Raw genomic sequence first — 21459 nt, 5'->3', positions numbered from 1 at the left:
GCAATCCTCTTTTGTTTATACTTTCTTATCTCTTAAGAAAAAACGTTCTATCGACGTACTTCCTCAGAAGACAGACCGCATTTATTGCGGAAGTTTTTCTTGCGGGATCAGGATGGCAAACCTCTGATGTTTTGTTTATTTCTAATCTCTTAAAAAACCGTATGCACATGCCATACGGTTTTCATTCTATCCATCAGGTCCAGGCCCACATGAAGCCGTCCCGGTCCCAGGCGATCCGTCCCCTGTGCAGCTTCCGGAATGCTTTCTTCACGTCTTTGGACAGTGACGGGTTCCCGTTCTCATTCATGAATACGAATTGTTCGCCGAAATGGGTCTTCACATATTCAATAGCATCTTCCTGCCGAAGGATGCCCGTGAATCGAATTTCCTTCACCATCCACTCGGCCACGTCCTGCGCGGTCGCTTCCATAAGGCTGCCTCCTTGTAATTGTTTCACTTGATTGATCTAAACAACCTGCATACCACTTCAAATATAAACAATACGACCACGCATTACAAACTTACGGGCAAACACGTTGGAGAATCTCCGCTCATGAGCAAAGCCTTCCCGGAAACCGGAAAGGCTTTGCTGGCGTTCATCATGAAGATAAAAGACCATTTAAAGAGTGCTCATTGATATTTTCGGAGATGACGGTTTGAATGCTTCCGTCCACCAGATACGCAATGGATGGTACGGCATCGATCCCCAGCTTGGCGGCCAGTCCGGGCGATTTATATACATCGACTTTCGTTACCCGTACCTCCGGCGAATGGGACTGTTCAAATTGTTCGATTACGGGCAGCAGCTTACGGCAATCCGCATCGGTAGCGTTCCATAAATAAACGACCGATGGACGGCCATGATTCAGAATCTGGTTTTCATAGACCTCGCATTCGGAAATATACTTCTCTGCCCCATAGCCTGCAATCGCCCCATCGCCCACAGCCGTAGCCACCTGCTTAAGGAACTTGTCGCACACGTCTCCCGCCGCAAAAATGCCCGGCACATTCGTTTCCATCTTCTCGTTGACGAGGATGTATCCATTCCGGTTCATCTCTACGATTCCGGACAGGATTTCCGTATTCGGGATGTATCCGATAAACAGGAAGCAGGAATCCACCTTGACGCTTTGGAGCTCGTTCGTTTTCATATTTTTCAGCACGACGGTGTCCAGATGGCCCTCTCCTTCAAAGGAATCGACCACCGTGTTCCAGATGAATTCCATCTTGGGATTCTCCAGCGCCTGTTTTTTGGCGATTTCGTTGCAATCCATTTTGCCGTGATCATGCATGACGGACACGATCACCTTGTCCGCAAACTTGGTCAGGAACATGCCCTCTTCGATGGCCGCATCCCCGCTGCCGATGACCATGACCGTTTTTCCGGTGTTTGCCGCCGCGTCACAGGTCGCGCAGAAGGAAATTCCTTTGTCGTATAAAAACAGTTCCTCGTTTGCGGCTCCGGTCACCCTCGGTTTTCCGCCGCTGGCGACAATGATCGCTTTGCATTCGTAGGTCGTCCGGAAGGTTTCGACCGTTTTTTTATCCTCGGCCGCGGTTACGGCTTTTACATCCGTCATTTTAAAATCAACGCCGAACTTCTTGGCCTGCTTGTGGAACAAGCCCATCAGTTCCGTACCCGTCGCGCCTTCCGGAAAACCCGGATAATTTTCGATTTCATTGGTATAAGTGGCGAGTCCGCCTACCAAGGATTTCTCAAGAATAAGGGTTTTTAATCTCGCGCGTCCACAGTATATTCCAGCGGTTAATCCTGCCGCTCCGCCGCCGATGATGACCACATCATACCGTTCGATTTTCTTCTCCATTGCCATTCTCCCTATCTGATATTTATGAAAAAAACGTCTATCGACGTACATTTCAAGGAAGCCGGACCGCATTTAGCGAAGTTTTTCTTGCGATATAAGGAAGCCGCGTCTTTCGAAGCTTATACTTTCTCATATCTTGAAAACAGGCTGACTTTCGTCAGCCTTTAACTTTCCCTCGCCTACATAAAGAACTTGGCCAGTAATTTGCTGCCTATAAACGCCCCTACGAACAGGAATAATCCGAAAACCCAGCCTGAAAGGGATAAGGAAGCAATCGCCGTGAACAAAGCGCCGATATTACATCCGCTAGCCAATCTGGCGCCATAGCCCATAAGCAAGCCGCCGAGGACGGCCGCAAATACCTGCTTTTTGGATTTAATCTTCTTTATCTTGAATTCAGAAGCGAACAATGTAGCCATCAGCGCCCCCAGGATAATCCCGATATTCCGGATCGAGCCGCCATCGTTGAGAAAACCGGAGGACAAGGTTTTTTGGGCTTTTTCCGAGCTGAAGTAGGTCCAGTCATCGACATTTCCGCCCACGAGCTTGTATAACCATGCTCCCCAATCGGCAAATGCGCTCGTGACTCCCCAGCCTTTGGAGAACACGGCCAGGTGCGCAGTGGCAAAAACCGCAAGGAGTACGGCCCCGGTTACATAAGTAAACGGTTCTTTCAGCAGTTGCTTGTAAAAGCGGTTCGAGGATATTTTCAACCAGAATTCGTTCACCGCTTCACACACCGTCCTTTCATTCCTGCGCAGATTTATTTCGTCTTCTCGATAACGACTTCCCATTCACCGTCGTCAACCTCTTCGATTTCAACGTTGTGTCCTTGCTTTCTGGCCCACTCCGGAACGTTCTTCATCGCGCAGCTGTGGTCGATCGAGACAATGAGTACGTCCCCTACTTTCAATTCAGCCATTTTCTTCTCCGTTCTCATCAGAGGAACCGGACAAGCTTCTCCCAAACAATCAAGCGTAAATTCAGCCATCTTGATAACCACCTTTAACATTATTTTTTTGCAAACGAATTATTGTGAATGATTTCACTTATTAAAGCAAATCTTATTCCGCACTGCCCATCTTCTTCTCCTGCCATTTGACTGCAGCGATATACAGCAAAAGGATAATCAGGAATTGAACGATTAATGCTCCAAGCCAGCCAAACACATCCGGTAAAAATACGGCCGGCGAATCCTTGATGACGTTCGCCTGCCACCAGCCCATATCATGCGCTCCCCACAGCGAGCCAATGACGAAAAACACGAGGGAAAGCATCTGCATCGTAAACCCTTCGCCGACGCGCATCAGCGTGCCCGAGGCGCATCCGCCGGCAATGACCATCCCGATACCGAACAATATGGCTCCGATGACCAAGGCAAAGCTGATCTGGTTCACGTTGCTCATGCCCGGGATAGGCTCGCCTTTTAAATACGAAGAATACTTAATCGCCGTAAATCCAATGGTAGCCAGGGCAAAGGCGATTAATACCGCTCTCGTAACCGACGTGCTGCCCGTAATGCAAGGGTCCCTCATCGAAGCGGTAAAGCAGAAACGCGATCTTTGCAAAATGACGCCAAACGAAATGCCGAAGAGCAGATAAACCCCCATTTGATCGTTGTACCGGTTTAAGAAAAAACCTGAAACAATGACGAGGGCCGTCACCGCCAAAGCGATTGGCAGCTGGCTTTTCTTGGGCTTTCTCGGGGCTCTGGTTCGGATTGATTTCGTTTCGGGACGAATGGCTTGTCCCATGGTTGACACCTCCAGTTTGCGGTTTTCCTTAACTATGTGAAAATCGTAACATACTTTCGGGAAGCGTGGTTATATGCTTTATTTATGCAGTATTAGTTTTACTAATAGCGCTTTGGCAATAAAAAGCTTTATTGCTGAAGACGGGCAAACGGAGGAATGTATCGTGAATATGGAAGCGCTTAAAATATTTTTGGATATTGCTGCCCTGAAGAGTATATCCAAGGCGGCACAGAGATCACATATTACCCAATCCGCGCTTAGTCAGCAATTGAAGTCTTGGGAGACTGCTCTTGGAACGGAGCTTCTTCATAGAAGCAATAAAGGGGCCCATCTAACGGAAGCGGGAATCATCGCCGAGAAGTACGCTGCTCAGATCTGCAAACTGTACGACGATATGGTTACGGAAATCCGGCATTTGAAGCCCTGCCGGCACTCATTGTCCATTTACGCCATTCCCGAAGTATGCAATTATGCTCTTCCCTGTACGCTGTATGAGGTAAAAAAACACTTCCCGCAGTGCAATATTTCCTTAATCGAAGGTTCCTCAGCCGTTATAGAAGAGCATATTCTTCTCGAAGACGGAGATATCGGGTTTATTTGCGGGCCTTCATCCAGGCCCGAGCTGAACTCCTATAAGGTTTTCTCGGACAAGGTCATGCTGGTGACAAGCAGTTCAACCCTTTATCCGGAAGAAATTTCGCTCAGCGAACTTTCTCGGTATCCGCTGATTTGGCCAGCCCAGCTTGGCTGCGTTCAAAAGGCCATTCATGGGGCCGTGAACGGCGAGCTGAACATCCTTTACAGCCTGGATTCCATTGAAGCCGTTAAGCTTGCGGCCGTCAAAGGCCATGGCGCTGCATTCCTTCCCTACATGTCCATCAAAAAAGAGCTGTACGGCAAACAGCTCAAGGTAATCCATATTCGCGATTTTCAAATATACAACGATGTCTATATGATCAAAAAACAGAATCAGCGGTGCGACCACGAAACCAAGCAGTTGCTTCGATATATAGAAAAGACGCTGATCGATACGCTGTGCTAAAGTCGCTTTTGAATGCTGATTTCCCACACTCCGTTGATCACTTCCTCGATCGAGCATTTCAAACCGGAGCTGTTGCAGTAGTCCGATATCGAGGTTTTCGCGCAGCTGTGATCCGTGATGACCATGACCCTTTCCCCTGCGCCGATAGCTTTTTGGTGTTTTTTCAGCATCATGACAGGGACGGGACAGATTTCACCCAAACAGTCGATTTTGATCATAAGTTCCCTCCGTTCTCTGGTTGAGGAAGTCCCCCGATGCGATCCGTAGGCCTCCATGTAACCCTAATCATGAAGAACAAGCATCGATCAAACAAGTAAAAAACTCACCCGTTTCTAAATGTGGACGACTCATGATCCGGTCCGGGAATCCCCGTTTTTTCTAAGATCGACGGGGCTTACGGACATAGGATCCGTTAACGAGAGATTAGAGTTGCAAAACAAGCTGAAACGTTCAATTAACGGATCCGTGGGTCCGTAAGACTTTTAAAAAGGGCTCTAATAGCAAAAATAGCGGTTCTGAGGTCCGTTAGGTTTCTGCACAGCTTCCAAATTAGAATTAATCTCGCCTAGGGCGCGTAACATTTTACCGAACGATGTGTTGTATATATGAGTAACTTTTCACTGAATTGTCTGACTTTGTATTTATTAAGCATACATGAAATTGTCCGGGCGGAAAGGAGGTCTTTAAATTAATTGAAACCGAACAAAAAAACAGCTGTTGTCTTAAGTCTTGTGCTTACTGGTGTCCTTAGCGCAGTAGTGATGTCGTCTTCAGCCACTGAACCGCCGGCTCTCCAAGAGGAGATCATTCAGGAACAACATTCAGCTGATAGCCGAATGAAACCGCGCGTAATGGCTCAAGTTGGTTCTACTGCAATTACCAGCAAAGAGCTAGAAGATTATAAAGCATACAAAAGTTTCGAAGCTACCCCTGCCCAGACCGATTTACTGCTTCTTGAGGAATTGATTCAGGAGGAATTATTCTTGCAGTTAGCCAAGGAAAAAGGCGTTTATGCCACCTTGGATGAAGGAAAAGAGGAAGCCTTAAGATTGCGGGAGATTCTGAAAAAACAGCCCAAACCCATACAGGAAACACAAAAAAACGAATGAAGTCCATGAACATGACAGAAGAAGAATATTGGAACGACTTCGCTCCTGCCCAATATCAGAAAATCTTGTCGGAGCAAAACTTATCGCAAGCACTGGTTTCCGAAAGGAAGCTTAAACAAGGAGATTTAGGGAACGGAATTATCGCTTACAAACAACAATTGCTTCAAGAGGCCATTACCAGCAAGAAAGTAAGGATTATGGACAGCTCTGTATATCCTCGAATCATGGACTATACGAACAATAGATATCAATTTTTTGGGGAAAGTGAGCATTGGGAAGCCAAATACGCCTATCAAGGAACAGAAATACGGAGAGAAGTTGATCGGAGAACAACCTATTCGAATGAAGACAGTTACAAATTTACGTTGAAATATAAAGGCCCTCTAGAAGAATTGTCCCCCATTCAAAAACTGGAGTACTCGTACGAAACAAAAGGCGGAAACGGCAAACGCATCGAGCGATTCGCCGAACCCCCAAAAGAAGCCGTATTTACGTCGGAGGGAAGTTCAAAAGGCGGGGCTAAGGTAAGCGAAGACGAAGTGATCCAAGTAAACGTAAAATGGGACGGCTTCGAGGAATCTTTTGAATTGCGTAATAAAAACAAATGAAACAATTTCATCAATCATTTTCTAAGCATCGTTAAACGGACATTCCTTAACAAACCTTGCAGCAAAAATGGGCTTCAAGATATTAATTCTTGATAGCCCGATTTTTTATTTTGCGAACGAATCCACCATCCACTTTGAGAATTTTTCTTTTTCTTCAAATTGCGGATAATGAGCGGATTGGTCGTACGTTATAAATTCCTTTTCACTTGCATCAATCTGATCAAAATATGTTTTGGCTGCTTTCGCGGAAGTCATATAGTCGTATTGTCCCATTATAAAATACACCGGTAAATCTAGTTTTGTGATGATCGTAGGCAGAGGTTTTTCCATTGCTTGCCCTATTAAAATTTCTTGCACATAGGATACGCCGCGCATATAACGGATGCGATCTAATAAGTTATACTCCGGTCCGAACAATAAACCATGATTTATGTCCTCATTATTATCGATCAGTCTTGCAGCACCACCATATTTTCGAACATATTGGCGTGGAGTTAACATATCGCCGCTTTGAACTTTTTCGGTTAACCCTTGCAAATACCCGGCGTCGGTTGTATTACCGCTCAATTTTGCTTGATCAATCGTGAAATTCAAACCATCCAATTCGCTTTCTAAGATATTGGACATCTGTCCAATGCCGATATAGGCTTCATATTTTTCAGGAGCTTGCTCTGCAGCCTGCATGCCGATATATGTTCCAAAGGAATGGCCGACCAGTATGACCTTCTTTTGGTTGAAACGAGTGGATATGTAATCCGTCACAGCCAATAAATCTTTCACTAATAGATCGGTCGAAAGGTTGGAATAATCTTCCCCAAAGTGATAAGATTTCCCGCTAGCTCTTTGGTCGTAACGGACAATCGTGAAATTCTTCTCCAATAGGTCCTGGTATTTGGTCACATAGGGTATTTCCGAAACACCGGGACCCCCGTGCACAAAAATTACAATAGGATTATTCTGATCCTGACCTCGTATCATCAATTCATGGCCGGTGCCATTAATTTCGACTTGCTCGAGTGCGCTTATGCTGTTTGCGCCGTCTATTTTAGGAGTCCATGTGGGAAAAATCAATGCTACCCCAACAAGTAAAATAATCGTTGATACCAAATAAAGCAGAACTTTTCTTACCTTTTTGATAGTCTCATCTCCCTAGTCTTGGATGAACGAATATGGAAACACATCGTCCTGCACTGAAATCTATGACGCAAAAGGTCAGTGTAACATATTTATCCAAGTTAAAGAAATGATGTCCATCCATTGCTGAAATACGAAAAACGTCTATCGACGTACTTTCTCAGAAGACAGACCGCATTTAGCGGAAGTTTTTCTTGCGAGATAAGGATGGCATACCTCCGAAGTTTATACTTTCTTATCTTTTAAACAAGGAGATCCTCAAATGGATCTCCTTGTGCGCTAAAAATCTGTTACACCGCATGAATGGCAGGCCATTTCAGCTCTACTCCCGCGCCCGCAAGCAATCGTTGGAACGCTTCCAGATGCTTCGGCGTATGGCGGACCTCCCGCGGTTTAACCCCATGCTCCGTACAGTAGGCGGCCAGATAGCCCGCCGATTCCCCAATGTTCCATTCCACCGGATGCAGCCGGTAACAGCCGTTCGTAATATGGGTCGTGCCGATGTTCTTGCAGGCGGCGATCAGGTTGTTGACCCGCACCGGGATGAGGCTGCCGAGCGGGATTTGGAACGGCAGGCTCGAAATATCGATATATGTCCGCAGGCCGGTGCTCGGGTGGAGGTCGATGCGGTAGCAGCCGATGCCCACGGAGTCAAAAAAGTCCTCCGCTTTGCCGTCCGGACGGCAATCCGCCGCGACATGCTGCTCCAGCACGGTGAATTCCGCCTTGATCCGGCGGGATTCGCGGATGTACGGCATTTTGGCGAAGCCGTCCGGCGTGCCCGTGACGTCCGGGCGCAGCCGTAACCCCGGGTACCCCTTGCCCCCGTCCGGACGCGGCGCTTCGGTCTGCATCCAGTACAGCAGCGACAGGCTCAGCTCCTTGGCCCGTGCCAGATGCAACTCCCGCTCCTCCGGCGAAACATCGATAATGGAGCCCAGCCAGTAATCGTTCGCCGGCCAGTTGACCACGGTCACGTTCGCGTCAAACGTTCCCGGGGCAAAATTGTCCCGATCCACCAGCTGCCTGTACTTCCAGAGCGAGAACGACTTCCCGTCCGGGAACAGGCTGTACTTAACCGGCTCGAGCGTGTTCGGCACCAGCCCCATCCAGCTGAGCTGTTTATCCGGCCAGAAATCGGCCTGGTATTCCTTCCAGAAATCATAGCCTTTCGGCTTAGGGATGGTATGGTCTTCGCCTTCGCGGTAATCCATCGCAAAACACCAAGTCAGCGCCTGCATATCCTGCGGATCCGCATCTCCCGGAAGCGCATGCGGTTCCCCCGTTTTTTCCCTGGATTCCGAGCCCGTCACATACTCCACGCCCGCCAAAGGCAGCAGGTCTCCTTCTTCCGTCGCATCCAAAATATACGTACCGGTTAACACCGCCGTCTCGCCGGTCAGCTTATTGCGCACGTGCACAGCCGTTACGTCGTCCCCGTCCGTCTCCGCCTTTACGGGCACATGCTCGGTCATCACGACAAGCCTGCCGCTGTGAATATACGGCGCCATCATGTCCCGCAGCACCGCCAAGGCGGTCCTCGGCTCATGGGCCACCGCGCTGACCATGGCATTACCGGGATTGAAATTCATGGCGGCGCGCGATTCCGGAGTTACCGGAAAGTGCTCCTTATAATAATTTCGCACGCGGGTCCGAAACTCCCTGTAGCTGGCCGTGGATCCGAAATGCTCGATCCACGGATGCTCATCCGGCGGAACGACCTGGCTTGTAATTTGCCCGCCAATCCAGTCGGTTTCTTCGGTCAGGATAACGCGTTTGCCGGATTTGGCGGCAGCCAAAGCAGCCGAGCAGCCTCCCAAGCCGCCGCCGATAATCACGATATCTGCACTGTGATGAAGCACCATCGTACCGACACCTCCATGGGACCTGCAAAACGCGTCTCGCTCCCCGGGAACGGGGATTTTGCAGCCCCTTTTTTTGTTGGCCTTATTTAGCTGTCATATTTGAAGACCGTACCCATAATCGTGGAAGACGGACCGTATTGATCATAAGCGTCCTGCGCCTGATCGATCGGCACAATCCGGGAAATCAGCGGCTCCATGGAAATCCGTTTTTCCTCAAGGAGACGGATGAATTCCGCAATATTCCGTCCCTCCGTCCAACGCACATATCCGATGGGGTAGTCTTTGTTTTCAAGCTCATAGCCGGCGTCATACCTCCCCGGGCCTCCGGCCCGCGAGATCAGCACCTGCGCCTCCTTGCCGAACATCAGCCCTCTGGCGAAGTTCATGGTCAAATCGCCGACGATGACGATTTTCCCCCGATCCCGGATCCACTTCAGCGAGGAATTGATAAGCTCCTCCCCGGGACCGCCGGCGCACAAAATGACGCTATCGGCTCCATGGCCGCCTGTAACGGAAGGAATGCTCCGTTCAAGCTCTTCCTGATTGTCATGCACATGCACGATATGCCTTTTCATCGCGGCCGCGCGGTCCTTGTTCAGATCATAGCCAAGAACCTGATAGGCTGCCGCCGAGGCGATTTGGGCAATGATCTGCCCCAAGATGCCAAGTCCCACGACAACGGCAGACTCCCCGAACCGGAGGTCGGCCACGCGCAGGGCATGGATCGCGATCGCTCCGAGGCCGGCAAAAGCCGCCTCTTCCGGCCGAACGGATTCTGGCACCGGCGCGGTCAAATTGGACGGAACGGCAAGCTCTTCGGCATGCCTCACAAAAGGCGCCCCGTAGCAGGCGACGCGCTGCCCCACCTGAAGGCCGGTCACCTGCTTGCCGATTTCCGTAATGATGCCGACCGCGCTGTATCCTATAACCGCCGGCTGTTCGGATCGCGAATGAATGAACGTCATCTCGGTTCCGGGGCTGATGGCCGAATATTCGGTGCGGATGCGCACATGGCCCGCCGGCAGGGAAGGACTCTCTATCTCTGCCACGTTAACCTTCCCGTACTGCGTTGTAACTGCTTTCATGCATGGCTCCTCCTGTCCGCTAGTTCACGGTTTTCTTGCGATATTCGCTCGGCGATACGCCGCAATATTTTTTAAACGTTGTCGTAAATGTCGAAGAGTTCGTAAAGCCTGTTTTCTCCCCGATCTCGGCAATGCTGAGATCCGTATTTTTAAGATACTCCCGGGCGTGCGACAGTCTTACCTTATTCAGGTACTCCACATAGTTCACGCCGAACGTTTTTTTGAAGTAGTTGGAAAAATACTTGGAGCTGGTATCCAGCACTTCCGCCATATGATCCAGATACAGGTTCTCCATGTAATGAAGCTCAATATATTGGGAAATAAAAGCCGGATTCAGCTTGCTCTTCGGATCGTAATTCCGCATCGCCGCTACCCTGCGCAGTCCCTCCATCAGCGCTTCGCGAATCTCCTGGTGATGATATGCCCGCTGCAGCCGGCCCATCACCTCTGTTTCCAGGCGGAACAGCTCTTGACGGCTTTCTTCCGATGCATCGGCCTGTCTCAGCATGATGAAGAACATCGTCTGCGCAATATGCAGCAGTTGGTGAAAATGAACGCGCAAAGAAGCATTCTCATCAATAATTTCATCAACGATATCCATCGCTTCGTCCGTCTTCCCGGTCATCAGGCAGTTCGACAATTTATCCATTTTATGAAACGGAAAATGTATGTCCGGAACAAAACGGATCGCCTCCGTATCGGTCACCGATTCCTTCGTGTTGACGCTGCGGTAGAGAAAGCCGTTCCGCAACTCCTCATAGGCTTCCCGGCAGTTGCTGATCTGGGACTCGAACACGCGGCCGACGCAGCCCCACAGCTTAAAACCGGCGAAGGTATCGTGCTCGGCCTGACGAACGTAGCCTTCGAACCGCTTCAGCGCTTTTTTTCGCTCCGACGGCTGCTCGATCCCGATAAGGACGAGAAACTTCAGATGGTCCTCATGAAAAACGACCGCATGCTCCAGGCTCTCCTGAATTCCATGCCCGATCATTTCCGTGATCTCTTCCACGGAAAGCTCCGGAAGCTCGTTGCCGTCCAAGGGCTGAAGATGGATGGAGGCCAATACGAAATGCCTGCGCTGAAACAGATAGGCATAATGGTTCTGCATCTGCATCTCGTATTCCCTCGAATGCGCGTACCCGTCCAGCGCCTGCAGGAACACGCCCCTTCGGATTTCGGCGTTCACAAGGCCCATTTGATTCTTGAGCGACTCGTTCTCCCTCTGCATTTTGATGATTCCGCTCTGGATTTTGACAAAATCGTTGCCCTTCACATTGGAGCCGCCGAGAAGATGCAGAATGTTCTTGACCGGCCTGTAAAGATAGATGCTAAGCAGAACCGACATAACGGCGGTCAGCACGATCGCTCCGTACATGATCCACTGGTTCGCATCGGTTACCGAATCGATGTTTTGGAATTTGTATGGAAGCTTGTTGATATAAATAAACCCGTTGTAGTCGGACTTGTAAAAATTATACTCGAAGTTCTCATGCGTGAGGGAGGCTTCGCTGGACGGATTGAAATAGACATCGTTCAGGATTTCAACCAAATCCAGATCCTTTTCCGTGCTGAGAATGATATTCCGGTCCGCGTCCAGCACGATTAGCGACGCCCCCGGAATCATCGCCTTCAGGTCGATGCTGTTCAGCAGCTTGTTCACGTCGATCATGACCATCAGCTTTTTGTTGGACATCCTGATTTTGCTGCTGTCGACCGCTACCATCAGATTCCGTTTGTAGCCCGTTATGCTCTCCGTATAGGTTTCCGCCGGAAACACGGTGAAATCATGCTCCGAACGGATAAAATGGTTCCAGAAAGCGGAATTGTATTTATTCGTTGTATATTTCCGGTCAAACAGCGCCTCCATGCTGCTCGTTCCGCGCGGGGTGATCGCCATTTTGTAATCGTAAGTAATGATGGCATCCTCCACAAAGTCCATGGTCGTTACCATCCGGGCCAGGCTGTCCTGCAGGGACAGCACCTTCTCCATATCGGGCTTGCCGTCGCTGTCCATGATCTGCTCGTAAGGCAGCGCATGGATGTTAAACATCAGATTGTTAATCGAAGAGAAGCTGGTATCGAACGACTGGATGATGTTTTTAATCACCATCCTGTTGTTTTCCGTCACTTTTTCGTATATTCCGGAAATCGAATTTTTGTATACGATATAGTTGAATATGAACATGATGCCGACGACCAGCTGCAGAGCGAAGAAGATTTGTAGAAGTCCTCTGTTAGCGATCAATCGATTCAAATGGATCACCTCTCTTGATGTCATCCCTTCTATAAACACCATGTTATACTCAAGCAGGCTCTACGTCACCCTTTTTCGGAACCTAGCATAACGCCTTTGGCAAAATACTTCTGCGCAAACGGATAAATGAGCAGCACCGGAATCATCGAAAGCACGATGGTTGCGTTCTTCATGGCCTGCGGAGCCAGCGCTGCGGCGTCGACGAGATTCGTGTTGTTGCTGCTGTCCGCAAAGATCAGCATATCCCGAAGGACGACCTGAAGCGGATACATGGTCGCGTCATTCAGGTAAATGAGCGGGATGAAAAAGCTGTTCCAATGTCCCATGAAGTAGAACAGGCCGATCGAGGCCAGTGCCGGTTTGGAAAGCGGGATCATGATCTGGAACAAAATGCGGTATTCCGACGCGCCGTCCACCACGGCGGCTTCGCGCAGCGCTTCCGACATGTTTTCATAGAAGCTTTTCAGAATGATCAATTCAAACGTCCAGATCGCGTTAGGCAGCACCAACGCCCAAACGCTGTCAATCAGCCCCAATTCCTGAACGATCAGGTAGTTCGGAATGATGCCGGGGTTCAGGAACATCGTCATCACGATGGCCAGCAAGAAAAATTTGCGCCCAAAGAAGTCCTTGCGTGCCAAAGGATAGGCCGCGATTGCGGTCATCAGCAGGTTGATCGTTGTTCCGAGCGTTGTGTAGAAGATGGTATTCAGATATGCGCGCGGGATCCGTTCGTCTTTAAGCACCTGTGCATACGCATCCAGATTGAAGCCTTTCGGAAGCAGCGTGACCTTGCCTTGCAGAACGGATGCCGTGTCGCTGAAGGAAACGGCCGTAATATAAATGATGGGATACAGGATCACGACCGATAGACACAGCATGATGATGCCGTTAACAACAGAGAACAGCGAGATGTTTTTGAGATTCAATTTTTTGGTTACCACAGACCTTTCCCTCCGATCTTTTTACTGAGGAAGTTCGAGGAGAGCAGCAGGACCATGGCCACAACGGCTTCAAACAATCCGACAGCCGCGGCGTAGCTGTAGTTCGCCTCCAGCAGGCCCTTCCGGTAAACGAAGGTAGAGAACACGTCCGCCACTTCGTAGGTCATCGGGTTATAGAGAAGGAGCACCTTTTCATAACCGATGCGAAGCATCTGGCCGGTCTTCAGGATGAACATGATGATGATCGTCGGCATCAGGGCCGGAATCGTGATCTTGAAAATCATGTGGCGTCTCTTGGCGCCGTCCACCTTGGCCGCTTCGTACAGCGAAGGGCTGATGCCTGCGATGGCAGCCATGTAAATAATCGCCTCGTATCCGGTATTCGTCCAAATGTCGGAAGCGATATACACCGGACGGAACCAATCCGGGTCGATAAGGAAATATTTTTTCTCAAAGCCTATTGCAGCGAGCAGTTGGTTGATAATCCCGTTGTTTGGCGACAGGAAGTCAATCAGCATGCTGCTGATGATCACCACGGACAGGAATGATGGCAGATAGCTGATCGTCTGCACCGATTTCTTGAACCACTTAAGCCGTACTTCGTTCAGCAATACGGCCAAAATGATCGGGAACGGGAATGAGAAAATAAGGGAAAGCACGCCCAAGGTAAGGGTATTCTTGAACAGAAGCCAGAAGTCCGGACCGTTGAAAAAGTTGGAAAAATGCTTGAATCCTACCCAAGGGCTATCCATAATGCCTGTAAATACGCTGTAATCCTTAAACGCGATAAGCATGCCGTACAAAGGACCGTAACGGAAGATAAGATAAAACAAAAAGCACGGAATAAACAGAATCAGCAGCTGTTTGTCGCGCTTCATGTGCTGAAATGCCGTTAGCTTGCGGCCTGCAGCCGCCTTTTTGGGTGGCGTTGACTTGCCTGTTTCGATGCCGGCGCGTGCCATGATGTTGCCTCCTCTAGATGATGAGCAGCACCCGGCCGAGGCCGAATGCTGCCGTCACCCTATATTTACGAATTAATTGGGTCGCACATTTATTTTGCGGATGCGTCAAAACGCTGTTGTGCGGCGTTGAAAATCTCGACGATTTTGTCGGCGCCCTGAGCGGCGGCTGTTTTTTGCCATTCAGCCCATTGCGCGTCCCCGTAGTCTTTGTTCAGGACATATTTCGAGTTGAACTCGTTGGCGCTTTTCTCGAGATTCACTTGAAGCTCGGCAATCGTGGCGGATTCGGCATCCGTGAAGTTCAATACCGGATCCAGCGGCTCGAAGCTGTTCGCTTTCAAACGCTTGTCTTGAGCTTCCTGTTCCTTCTCGGTGAAGTTGTAGTAAACGCTGCGTCTGTCAGGGTTCAAGTACATGCCCTCCAGCCACAGGCCGTATCTGTCCTCAAGCACGCTGATATCCACCAGAGGAACATCGGTCAGTTCCGGATATACGACTTTGTCGCCTTCCATCTTGAAGGTTTCGCCTTCCACGCCCATGGTAACGAGCGTGGCGCCGGATGGGCTGGTCAGATAATCCAGCAGCTTCAAAGCAGCTTCCTTGTTTTCATTGTTCGTTACGGCGATGCCGAAGCTGGCATCGATTTTCGGAAGGCTCATGCCGTTGCCGGTTGGTCCCACAGGATTTCCGTATCTCAAATCGTATTTAGGGTTCGTGTCTTTGATCTGGTTGTAGAACATGTCAAGACGCCCGATCCAGTCGTACGTTACAAACGCTTTATTGCTTGTCGTCATTTTGGACGTCCAGCTTTCCTGGGTATCGGTCAGGAATTCCGGATCCATCAATCCTTCGTTGTAAAGTTTTTTCATGAAGTCCAGCATCTCTTTATGCTCAGGCTGAATGCTCGCGAATTTCCAAACCTTGGCGGACTCATCAAAGTACACCGGATAGTTCGCGCCGCTGATTCCCCAACCATACGACCAATCGCGGAAAATAAATTCTTTGTTCTTGGAAGCGTAAGGATAGGAATCGGGATACTTTTCTTTCAGAGCCTTCAAAGCCTGATAGAATTCTTCGGTGTTGGTCCATTCTTTAATGCCCAATTCGTCAAAAATATCCTTCCGGTACATAAAGCCATGGTTTACGTCCCGATTCAGGTTGTGAATCGGCCACGAATACAAATTCCCCTTTTCGTCCCCGTAAGAGGTAAGCACCCACGGATTTTCTTCCATGTATAATTTCTTGAAGTTCGGGAGTTTATCGGCGTATTCATTAATGGCCACAACGGCATTTTGCTTGCCGATTTTCTTCAGCTCATTCGGCTTCAAACCGTGAAAAATATCCGGCAGCTTGCCCGAAGCCACAACCACTCTCAACTTGTCCTGAAAGGTTGCCTTGGAATAGGCCTGGAAATCAACCGTAATCCCCGTGCGCTTCTCTATTTCTTTGGCGATCAGCGACGTGTTCAGATCGGTTTTGTCGCTCGGCAGCATCCAAGTAATTTTGGTAGGCTTATCGACCAGCGGAAGCGTCAATCCGCCTGTATCGCCATACTGGTTCGGGTCTGCCGGCTTTGCCGTTTCAGTCGATGGGGTATTTTCGTTTTTCTCAGGAGCTGCCTCCTTACCGCCTCCGCCGCAGGCGGCAAGCAGCGATGAGAACAAGGTTAAAACCAATGCCATACTTAACCACTTCTTAGACATGTTTGTTCCTCCCTATAAATAGTCTGAAAATGCGAATCGTGATTGAAGCCGTTTGAGTAACCCCCGTATTTCATTCCAGCAATTTCTTATAACCTGTTCATCAGGAACCTGGAAATTCGGTTCATTACCCCCTTTCAATTCAGGTCGGATTTAACATTCGGCAGAGCGAAATACATAAAATGTAAGCGCTTTGCATCGTTTGCGGAATCCGTTTATTTCTACCCACCCACATCATAAAAGCGCTTTCAGTTCCGGTAAAGAATTGGATTTCCCCGGCCTGTCGTTTCAGGTGCAATTTTCATGGTCACCTCGGAAAAACCGCATAAAATCAAGGTTTTTAGCGTGTAGAAAAACCTAAAGCGGTAGAAATACAAAAAATAAGAGGGATTTCGGCGTGAAATCCCTCGATCAAAACGCTCTATTTCTTATTATGGATCTATCCTGGCCATGAAAGGTTTGAAAACCGATTAAGGTACGGGATGAAAGGTAAAAAAGAATAAGAGCTCATTTCGGAAAAAATCAGCGATATTTTCGGATAAATTGAACCGCTTTTCGTATATCCGCTTCCGGTTGATCCCCGACCTCTCTTTCGATCGTCAGATAGCCTTTATAGCCAATGTCGTTCAAAGCCTGGAAGTAGGCATCGAAGTCCACCTTGCCTTCGCCGAGCGGAACCTCGGCGAAAAGCTCCCCGGAAGTTACGAGCTGAGCCACCTTCTCGTGGTCCATGCCGTCAAAACCGAGCGCCCCGTAAACGAGCCGCGGATCCACCACATCGCGGTTGCGTACGCCATCCTTTACGTGGGTGTGCACGATATAGTCCTTCAGGATATGTACGCCCTTTACCGGATCGTCGCCGGTTACCATTACCATATTGGCCGGGTCAAAGTTGACGGATACCCCTTTGCCGGAGAGCGCGTCCAGGAATTCCTTTAGGTGAGCCGCAGGCTCCGGTCCCGTTTCGATGGCAAAGTAAGCGTTCATGGAGCTTGCATACTGGCACAGCTCTTCACAGGCCGCCTGCATCACGCTGTAAACCTCGCTGTTCTTGTCATCCGGCACGATTCCGATATGCGTCGTCACGACGTTGGTTCCCAGCTCAACGGCCAGGTCCAGAATGCGTTTTGATTTTTCGATTTTCTCGGCGTTTACCGTTTTATCTTGGAAGCCATGGCCTCCCAGATCCCCGCAAAGGGCGGAAATTTCAAGGCCCAGCCCGTCCAGCAGCGATTTCAGTTCCTTTTTGTTTTCGCTTGTCAGAACAGCCGGATCCATCTCGCCTTTCACCGCATAGATTTGCACGCCTTCCGCGCCGACGTCCTTCGCTTTTTTCAAGCCTTCGCGCACCCCGATGCCGAAGCTGTCGACGATGACGCCGATTTTATTCGTTAGTTTCGTCATGTATGAACCCTCCCCGGTCCTATTCTCTAGCCGCACGTTATTTAAATGCGATTTCTTTGCCCGTTTCGGCGGATTCATAGATCGCACAAAGTATCTTCATTATTTCCACGCCATCCTCCACCGGGCTAAGCGTCGTTTTGCTGCCCCGGATGCTTTCCGCAAAGGTGGCCATCTCATTGTTGAAGGCGCCGATAAAATCAAACGATTTGTTATCGATCTGAGGCTCCAGATTCAGGATGGTATTATGTTTCTCCGTCACGATGGACAGCTCGGGCTCAAGCTCGGCTCCGCCCTTATCGCCGTACAGTTTCACGGAAAGCTCGTCCTTTTGGGCATGAAGCGTAAAGCTGACATCCACCATCAAGGAAGCGCCGTTATCAAAGCGGATGAGCGCGTTGGCCATATCTTCCACCGTATTCTTGGAGGCATCGTAATCGGCAGCCTGATAGAAGGACAGATGTTCCACATTGGAACGGTTGCCCAGGCGGTTGTACGTATTGCCCGTGACGGATACCACTTTCGGCTTGCCCATCAGATACCAGCAGATATCGATAATATGAACGCCCAGGTCTATCAGCGGGCCTCCGCCCGAACGCTCCACGTCCGCAAACCAGCCGCCCGGATTTCCAAGCCGCCGCAGGCACGAGGCTTTCGCGTAATAGATCCCGCCTAGATCGGACGCATCGATGAACTTTTTTAGTATCCGCGTGTTTTCCGCATAACGTCTGACGAACCCGACCTGCAGAATCTTCCCGCTTTTGCGTACGGCTTCCTCTACGCGCAGCGCTTCCTCGACCGTTTTGCACAGGGGTTTCTCGACAAGCACGTGTTTGCCCGCTTCCAGGGCGGCGATGCTGATCTCGGCATGCGAGTTGTTCCAGGTGCAGATGCTGACGGCATCAATCTCCGGCAGGGCCAGCAGATCGCGATAATCCGTAAAAACCTTCGCCGCTCCGAATTCTTCGGCTTTTTTCCGCGCACGATCCTCGTTCAAATCACAGATAGCATAAATTTCCGTGTCCGGATAGGCTTTATATCCCCCCAAATGAAATTGGGAGATGGAACCCGCTCCGATGACACCGATCTTCAATTTCCCCATGGTCGTATCCTCCTCAAATTGAATCTTCTTCTATGTCATAAAACGCAATATAACGAAAACGAATGTACGATGATATGAATAAAGGCGTTAAATAAGCTACATGGCTACATGGCGGCCGGTTCTCCGGCTTTCTTCCGCCGCCTCCAGAAACCGGATGACCTCGACCGACTGCTGAATGGGCAGAACGATCTTCCCGGTTGTAAACATAACCATCACCCGCTCCAGCAGATCGGCGTAAAACGGCTTTCCGGATCCTTGGGCATCCACATAAGCGCTTTCATTCTTGCGATGGATGAGCGCCCCGAACGAAAAATTCCCGCTCCGGTTGCCGCGCACGGTACCGATTCGCCCGTCTTCCCACGTGCCTGTAATCAGCTCGTGCGATTCGGCAGAAATCGCTGACACCTCCCGGCATCCCGGTCCCATGACCGAAAACAGCATCTCCGCCGAATGGATCCCGTACCAAAAATAATGGGACTGCGTGCTCTCGATCTCCATAGGTCCATGGACATCAGCTCCAAGGACCGGTTCCGCTCCTTCCCTCTCCAGCTCCCGGGTGAGGCTGAGAGCGTAACGGAGGGAGGAGGCGCTCATCACCGGAATGCCGTTCCGCTCAGCGGTCCGGGCGATTTCCTCGGCTTCCAGGGAACGCAATGCCAGCGGCTTATCGATAAATACCGGCTTTCGATAAGGAGCGATTCTGCGGAACAGCTCCAGGTGCGCCCTTCCGTCAGCCGCCAGCAGCATGAGGGCGTCGCAGACTTCCGCGACCTCCTCGGGGGTTTCCATAATCGGCACGCCGTATTGCCCGCGGATGTCTTCCGTAAACCCGTTCACCCGCGAAATGCTCAGCGGGAAATCCGGAGAGCCGCCGGGATAAGCGGCAGCCACCACGGCGCCGGGAACGTGGTAGGCGTCCCCGGCATCATGCAGCAGCCGGGTAAAGGCGAGCGCATGCGAAGTGTCGAGCCCGATAAGGCCGATCCGAAGAGAACTCACTTCGTTCCATCCTCCTTATTTTCGGTGCTCTTGGCACCTTTCTCCCTTACTTTTTTGCCTTCCTTTCCGTACAGATCCTTTAAGATCTTCTTCCCCGTAGGCGTTTGGGCAAGCCCGCCCTTGGCGGTCTCCCGGTGCTTCGCCGGCATCGCCGTTCCAACCTCAAGCATGACGCCGACGACTTCATCGGACGGAATCACGCTGCGGACGCCGGCAAGCGCCATATCGGCCGCGGCGAGTGCCGTTACGGCACCAAATCCGTTTCGCACGATGCACGGAATTTCCACAAGTCCGCCCACCGGGTCGCAGATGAGACCGAGCGAGTTTTTCAGGGCAAGGCCGACGGCATGCACCGCCTGCTCCGGCGTTCCCCCGCGAAGCTCCGTCAAGGCGCCCGCCGCCATGCCGATGGCCGATCCGACCTCGGCTTGGCATCCGCCTTCCGCACCGGATATAAAGGAGTTGTTGGCAATGACGTACCCGATCGCCCCGGCCGCAAACAGCCCCATGACCAGATGCTCGTCTTCCCAGGCGAATCGTTCCTGGGCACTGACGAAAACACCCGGGATGATGCCGCAGGAACCTGCCGTCGGCGTTGCGACGATCCGCCCCATCGAGGCGTTCACTTCCGATACGGACAAAGCATACGCAAGCGCCGTACAGGCTTCAATGCCAAGGGACGGCACGCCGCTCAGCATATAGTCGCTGACGCGGACCGCATCCCCGCCGGTTAGGCCGCTGCGGGAAGGCACAGGTTCGTGGATTCCGCGGCGTACGGCTTCCTTCATGATGCCGTAATAATCAGCCATGAGTTTAAAGGTTTCTTCTTCGCTTTTGCCGGTTTCCTTGGCCTGTTCCGACAGCATCAGCTGTCCGATCGAGACTCCATCCTCGCGGCAGCATTCCGTCAGCTGCTTTAGGGTTGAGAACTTCATTTACGAAACCTCCTCTGTGGTCAGATCCGCGAATACAACCCGATGGACGTTGGATAAACCGCGGATATGCTCGATAAGCTCCTGCGGCACCGCCTCATCGGTTTCCACGACGGTGAGCGCTTCTCCGCCTCTCCCCTTGCGGTCCACATCCATATAGCCGATGTTCACGACACCGCTGTCCAATATGCGGCTGATATGGGCGACCATCCCGGGCGTATCCTTGTGAAATACGAGAAGCACCGGATAATTCATCGTAAATTTAACGTCAAACCCGTTGATGCCCAGCATCTCAATGTTGCCGCCGCCGATGGAAGCCCCGAGAATGATATCCTCCCGGCCGTCCGCCTCCTTCAGCTTCAGCAGCACCGTATTGGGGTGGTAGGCGACGTTCTGGGCGGTCTTGAACGTCAGGTTCATTCCCGCCGCTTCGGCCAATTCGATCGAATTGCGGATCCGCATGTCATCCGTTGCAAAATCCATCAAACCGCCGACGACCGCCAGATCGGTCCCGTGTCCCCGGTACGTCTCCGCAAATGAGCCGTAAAACACGATTTCCGCTTGTTCGGGAAACGCTCCAAAAATGCGCCGCGCCGCCCTGCCTATTCGAACGGCGCCCGCCGTATGGGAGCTGGACGGTCCTACCATACTCGGTCCAATAATCGAAAACACATCTTTAAAACGCACAGCGTTTCCCCCGTTTCTTCTCATTCGTTTTTTTTCGCTTGTATTGTAGTTTAGT

The 21459-nt window shown here is 50.6% G+C and carries 21 protein-coding genes; 3 read left to right on the top strand and 18 right to left on the bottom strand.

Going from position 1 to position 21459, the window contains the following annotated elements; all coding sequences use genetic code 11:
- Positions 1–193: 193 nt before the first annotated feature.
- From XI25_RS04450 to XI25_RS04430, 5 genes are all read right to left on the bottom strand, one after another.
- Entirely contained in the window at positions 194–430 is a 237-nt protein-coding gene (locus XI25_RS04450; RefSeq protein WP_046677543.1) for a DUF6953 family protein, read from the bottom strand.
- Positions 431–599: 169 nt separating this feature from the next.
- The gene (locus XI25_RS04445; RefSeq protein ID WP_046677542.1) at positions 600–1826 is read right to left on the bottom strand and encodes an FAD-dependent oxidoreductase; all 1227 of its coding nucleotides are present in this window, start codon (positions 1824–1826) and stop codon (positions 600–602) included.
- Positions 1827–2005: 179 nt separating this feature from the next.
- Positions 2006–2554: a YeeE/YedE thiosulfate transporter family protein gene (locus XI25_RS04440; RefSeq protein ID WP_200901381.1), complete on the bottom strand. Its 549-nt coding sequence runs from the start codon at positions 2552–2554 to the stop codon at positions 2006–2008.
- A gap of 35 nt (positions 2555–2589) precedes the next feature.
- Positions 2590–2817 (bottom strand): sulfurtransferase TusA family protein, encoded by a 228-nt coding sequence (locus tag XI25_RS04435; RefSeq protein WP_046677541.1) that lies wholly within the window; start codon positions 2815–2817, stop codon positions 2590–2592.
- 73 nt (positions 2818–2890) lie between these two features.
- Positions 2891–3580 carry a YeeE/YedE thiosulfate transporter family protein gene (locus tag XI25_RS04430; RefSeq protein WP_046677540.1) on the bottom strand — a complete coding sequence of 230 codons (690 nt, stop codon included), beginning with the start codon at positions 3578–3580 and terminating at the stop codon, positions 2891–2893.
- Positions 3581–3749: 169 nt separating this feature from the next.
- Here XI25_RS04430 and XI25_RS04425 point away from each other — a divergent pair, with 169 nt between their 5' ends.
- Positions 3750–4622 (top strand): LysR family transcriptional regulator, encoded by an 873-nt coding sequence (locus tag XI25_RS04425; RefSeq protein WP_235439654.1) that lies wholly within the window; start codon positions 3750–3752, stop codon positions 4620–4622.
- On the opposite strand, the gene XI25_RS04420 is transcribed toward XI25_RS04425, so the two are convergent.
- On the bottom strand, positions 4619–4840 hold the full coding sequence (locus XI25_RS04420; protein WP_046677538.1) for a sulfurtransferase TusA family protein: 222 nt from the start codon (positions 4838–4840) through the stop codon (positions 4619–4621). The genes XI25_RS04425 and XI25_RS04420 overlap by 4 nt on opposite strands.
- Positions 4841–5314: 474 nt before the next feature.
- On the opposite strand from XI25_RS04420, the gene XI25_RS04415 reads away from it, so the two are divergent.
- Both XI25_RS04415 and XI25_RS04410 read left to right on the top strand, forming a co-directional pair.
- Entirely contained in the window at positions 5315–5731 is a 417-nt protein-coding gene (locus XI25_RS04415) for a hypothetical protein (protein ID WP_046677537.1), read from the top strand.
- Positions 5732–5742: 11 nt separating this feature from the next.
- The gene (locus XI25_RS04410; protein ID WP_235439652.1) at positions 5743–6339 is read left to right on the top strand and encodes a hypothetical protein; all 597 of its coding nucleotides are present in this window, start codon (positions 5743–5745) and stop codon (positions 6337–6339) included.
- Between the two features lie 105 nt (positions 6340–6444).
- Here XI25_RS04410 and XI25_RS04405 read toward each other — a convergent pair whose 3' ends face one another.
- The 12 genes from XI25_RS04405 to sdaAB all read right to left on the bottom strand — a co-directional run bounded on the left by XI25_RS04405 (position 6445) and on the right by sdaAB (position 21404).
- Positions 6445–7476 carry an alpha/beta fold hydrolase gene (locus XI25_RS04405; RefSeq protein WP_046677536.1) on the bottom strand — a complete coding sequence of 344 codons (1032 nt, stop codon included), beginning with the start codon at positions 7474–7476 and terminating at the stop codon, positions 6445–6447.
- A 287-nt stretch (positions 7477–7763) separates the two neighbouring features.
- Complete coding sequence (locus XI25_RS04400; RefSeq protein ID WP_046677535.1) at positions 7764–9338, bottom strand: FAD-dependent oxidoreductase; 1575 nt, start codon at positions 9336–9338, stop codon at positions 7764–7766.
- A gap of 86 nt (positions 9339–9424) precedes the next feature.
- Complete coding sequence (locus XI25_RS04395) at positions 9425–10423, bottom strand: zinc-dependent alcohol dehydrogenase (protein ID WP_046677534.1); 999 nt, start codon at positions 10421–10423, stop codon at positions 9425–9427.
- 19 nt (positions 10424–10442) lie between these two features.
- Entirely contained in the window at positions 10443–12677 is a 2235-nt protein-coding gene (locus XI25_RS04390) for a helix-turn-helix domain-containing protein (RefSeq protein WP_046677533.1), read from the bottom strand.
- 65 nt (positions 12678–12742) lie between these two features.
- Positions 12743–13558 (bottom strand): carbohydrate ABC transporter permease, encoded by an 816-nt coding sequence (locus XI25_RS04385; RefSeq protein ID WP_082112202.1) that lies wholly within the window; start codon positions 13556–13558, stop codon positions 12743–12745.
- A 56-nt stretch (positions 13559–13614) separates the two neighbouring features.
- Positions 13615–14583 (bottom strand): ABC transporter permease, encoded by a 969-nt coding sequence (locus XI25_RS04380; protein ID WP_046677531.1) that lies wholly within the window; start codon positions 14581–14583, stop codon positions 13615–13617.
- Positions 14584–14672: 89 nt separating this feature from the next.
- On the bottom strand, positions 14673–16286 hold the full coding sequence (locus XI25_RS04375) for an extracellular solute-binding protein (RefSeq protein WP_046677530.1): 1614 nt from the start codon (positions 16284–16286) through the stop codon (positions 14673–14675).
- 519 nt (positions 16287–16805) lie between these two features.
- Entirely contained in the window at positions 16806–17687 is an 882-nt protein-coding gene (locus XI25_RS04370) for a sugar phosphate isomerase/epimerase family protein (RefSeq protein ID WP_046677529.1), read from the bottom strand.
- 37 nt (positions 17688–17724) lie between these two features.
- Positions 17725–18786, bottom strand: coding sequence for a Gfo/Idh/MocA family protein (locus XI25_RS04365; RefSeq protein ID WP_046677528.1), 1062 nt, complete (start codon positions 18784–18786; stop codon positions 17725–17727).
- A 96-nt stretch (positions 18787–18882) separates the two neighbouring features.
- Entirely contained in the window at positions 18883–19785 is a 903-nt protein-coding gene (locus XI25_RS04360; protein WP_046677527.1) for a Gfo/Idh/MocA family protein, read from the bottom strand.
- Positions 19782–20720 (bottom strand): L-serine ammonia-lyase, iron-sulfur-dependent, subunit alpha, encoded by a 939-nt coding sequence (sdaAA, locus tag XI25_RS04355; protein WP_046677526.1) that lies wholly within the window; start codon positions 20718–20720, stop codon positions 19782–19784. Before sdaAA ends, XI25_RS04360 begins: the two co-directional genes overlap by 4 nt.
- A complete protein-coding gene (sdaAB, locus tag XI25_RS04350) occupies positions 20721–21404 on the bottom strand; it encodes an L-serine ammonia-lyase, iron-sulfur-dependent subunit beta (RefSeq protein WP_046677525.1) in 684 nt (227 codons plus the stop codon).
- Between the last annotated feature and the right edge of the window lie 55 nt (positions 21405–21459).

Origin of the sequence: Paenibacillus sp. DMB20 (assembly GCF_000987955.1) — a bacterium.
In the GTDB taxonomy this organism is placed as follows: domain Bacteria; phylum Bacillota; class Bacilli; order Paenibacillales; family Paenibacillaceae; genus Paenibacillus_AQ.
This window is presented reverse-complemented; position numbering and strand designations above follow the sequence as displayed.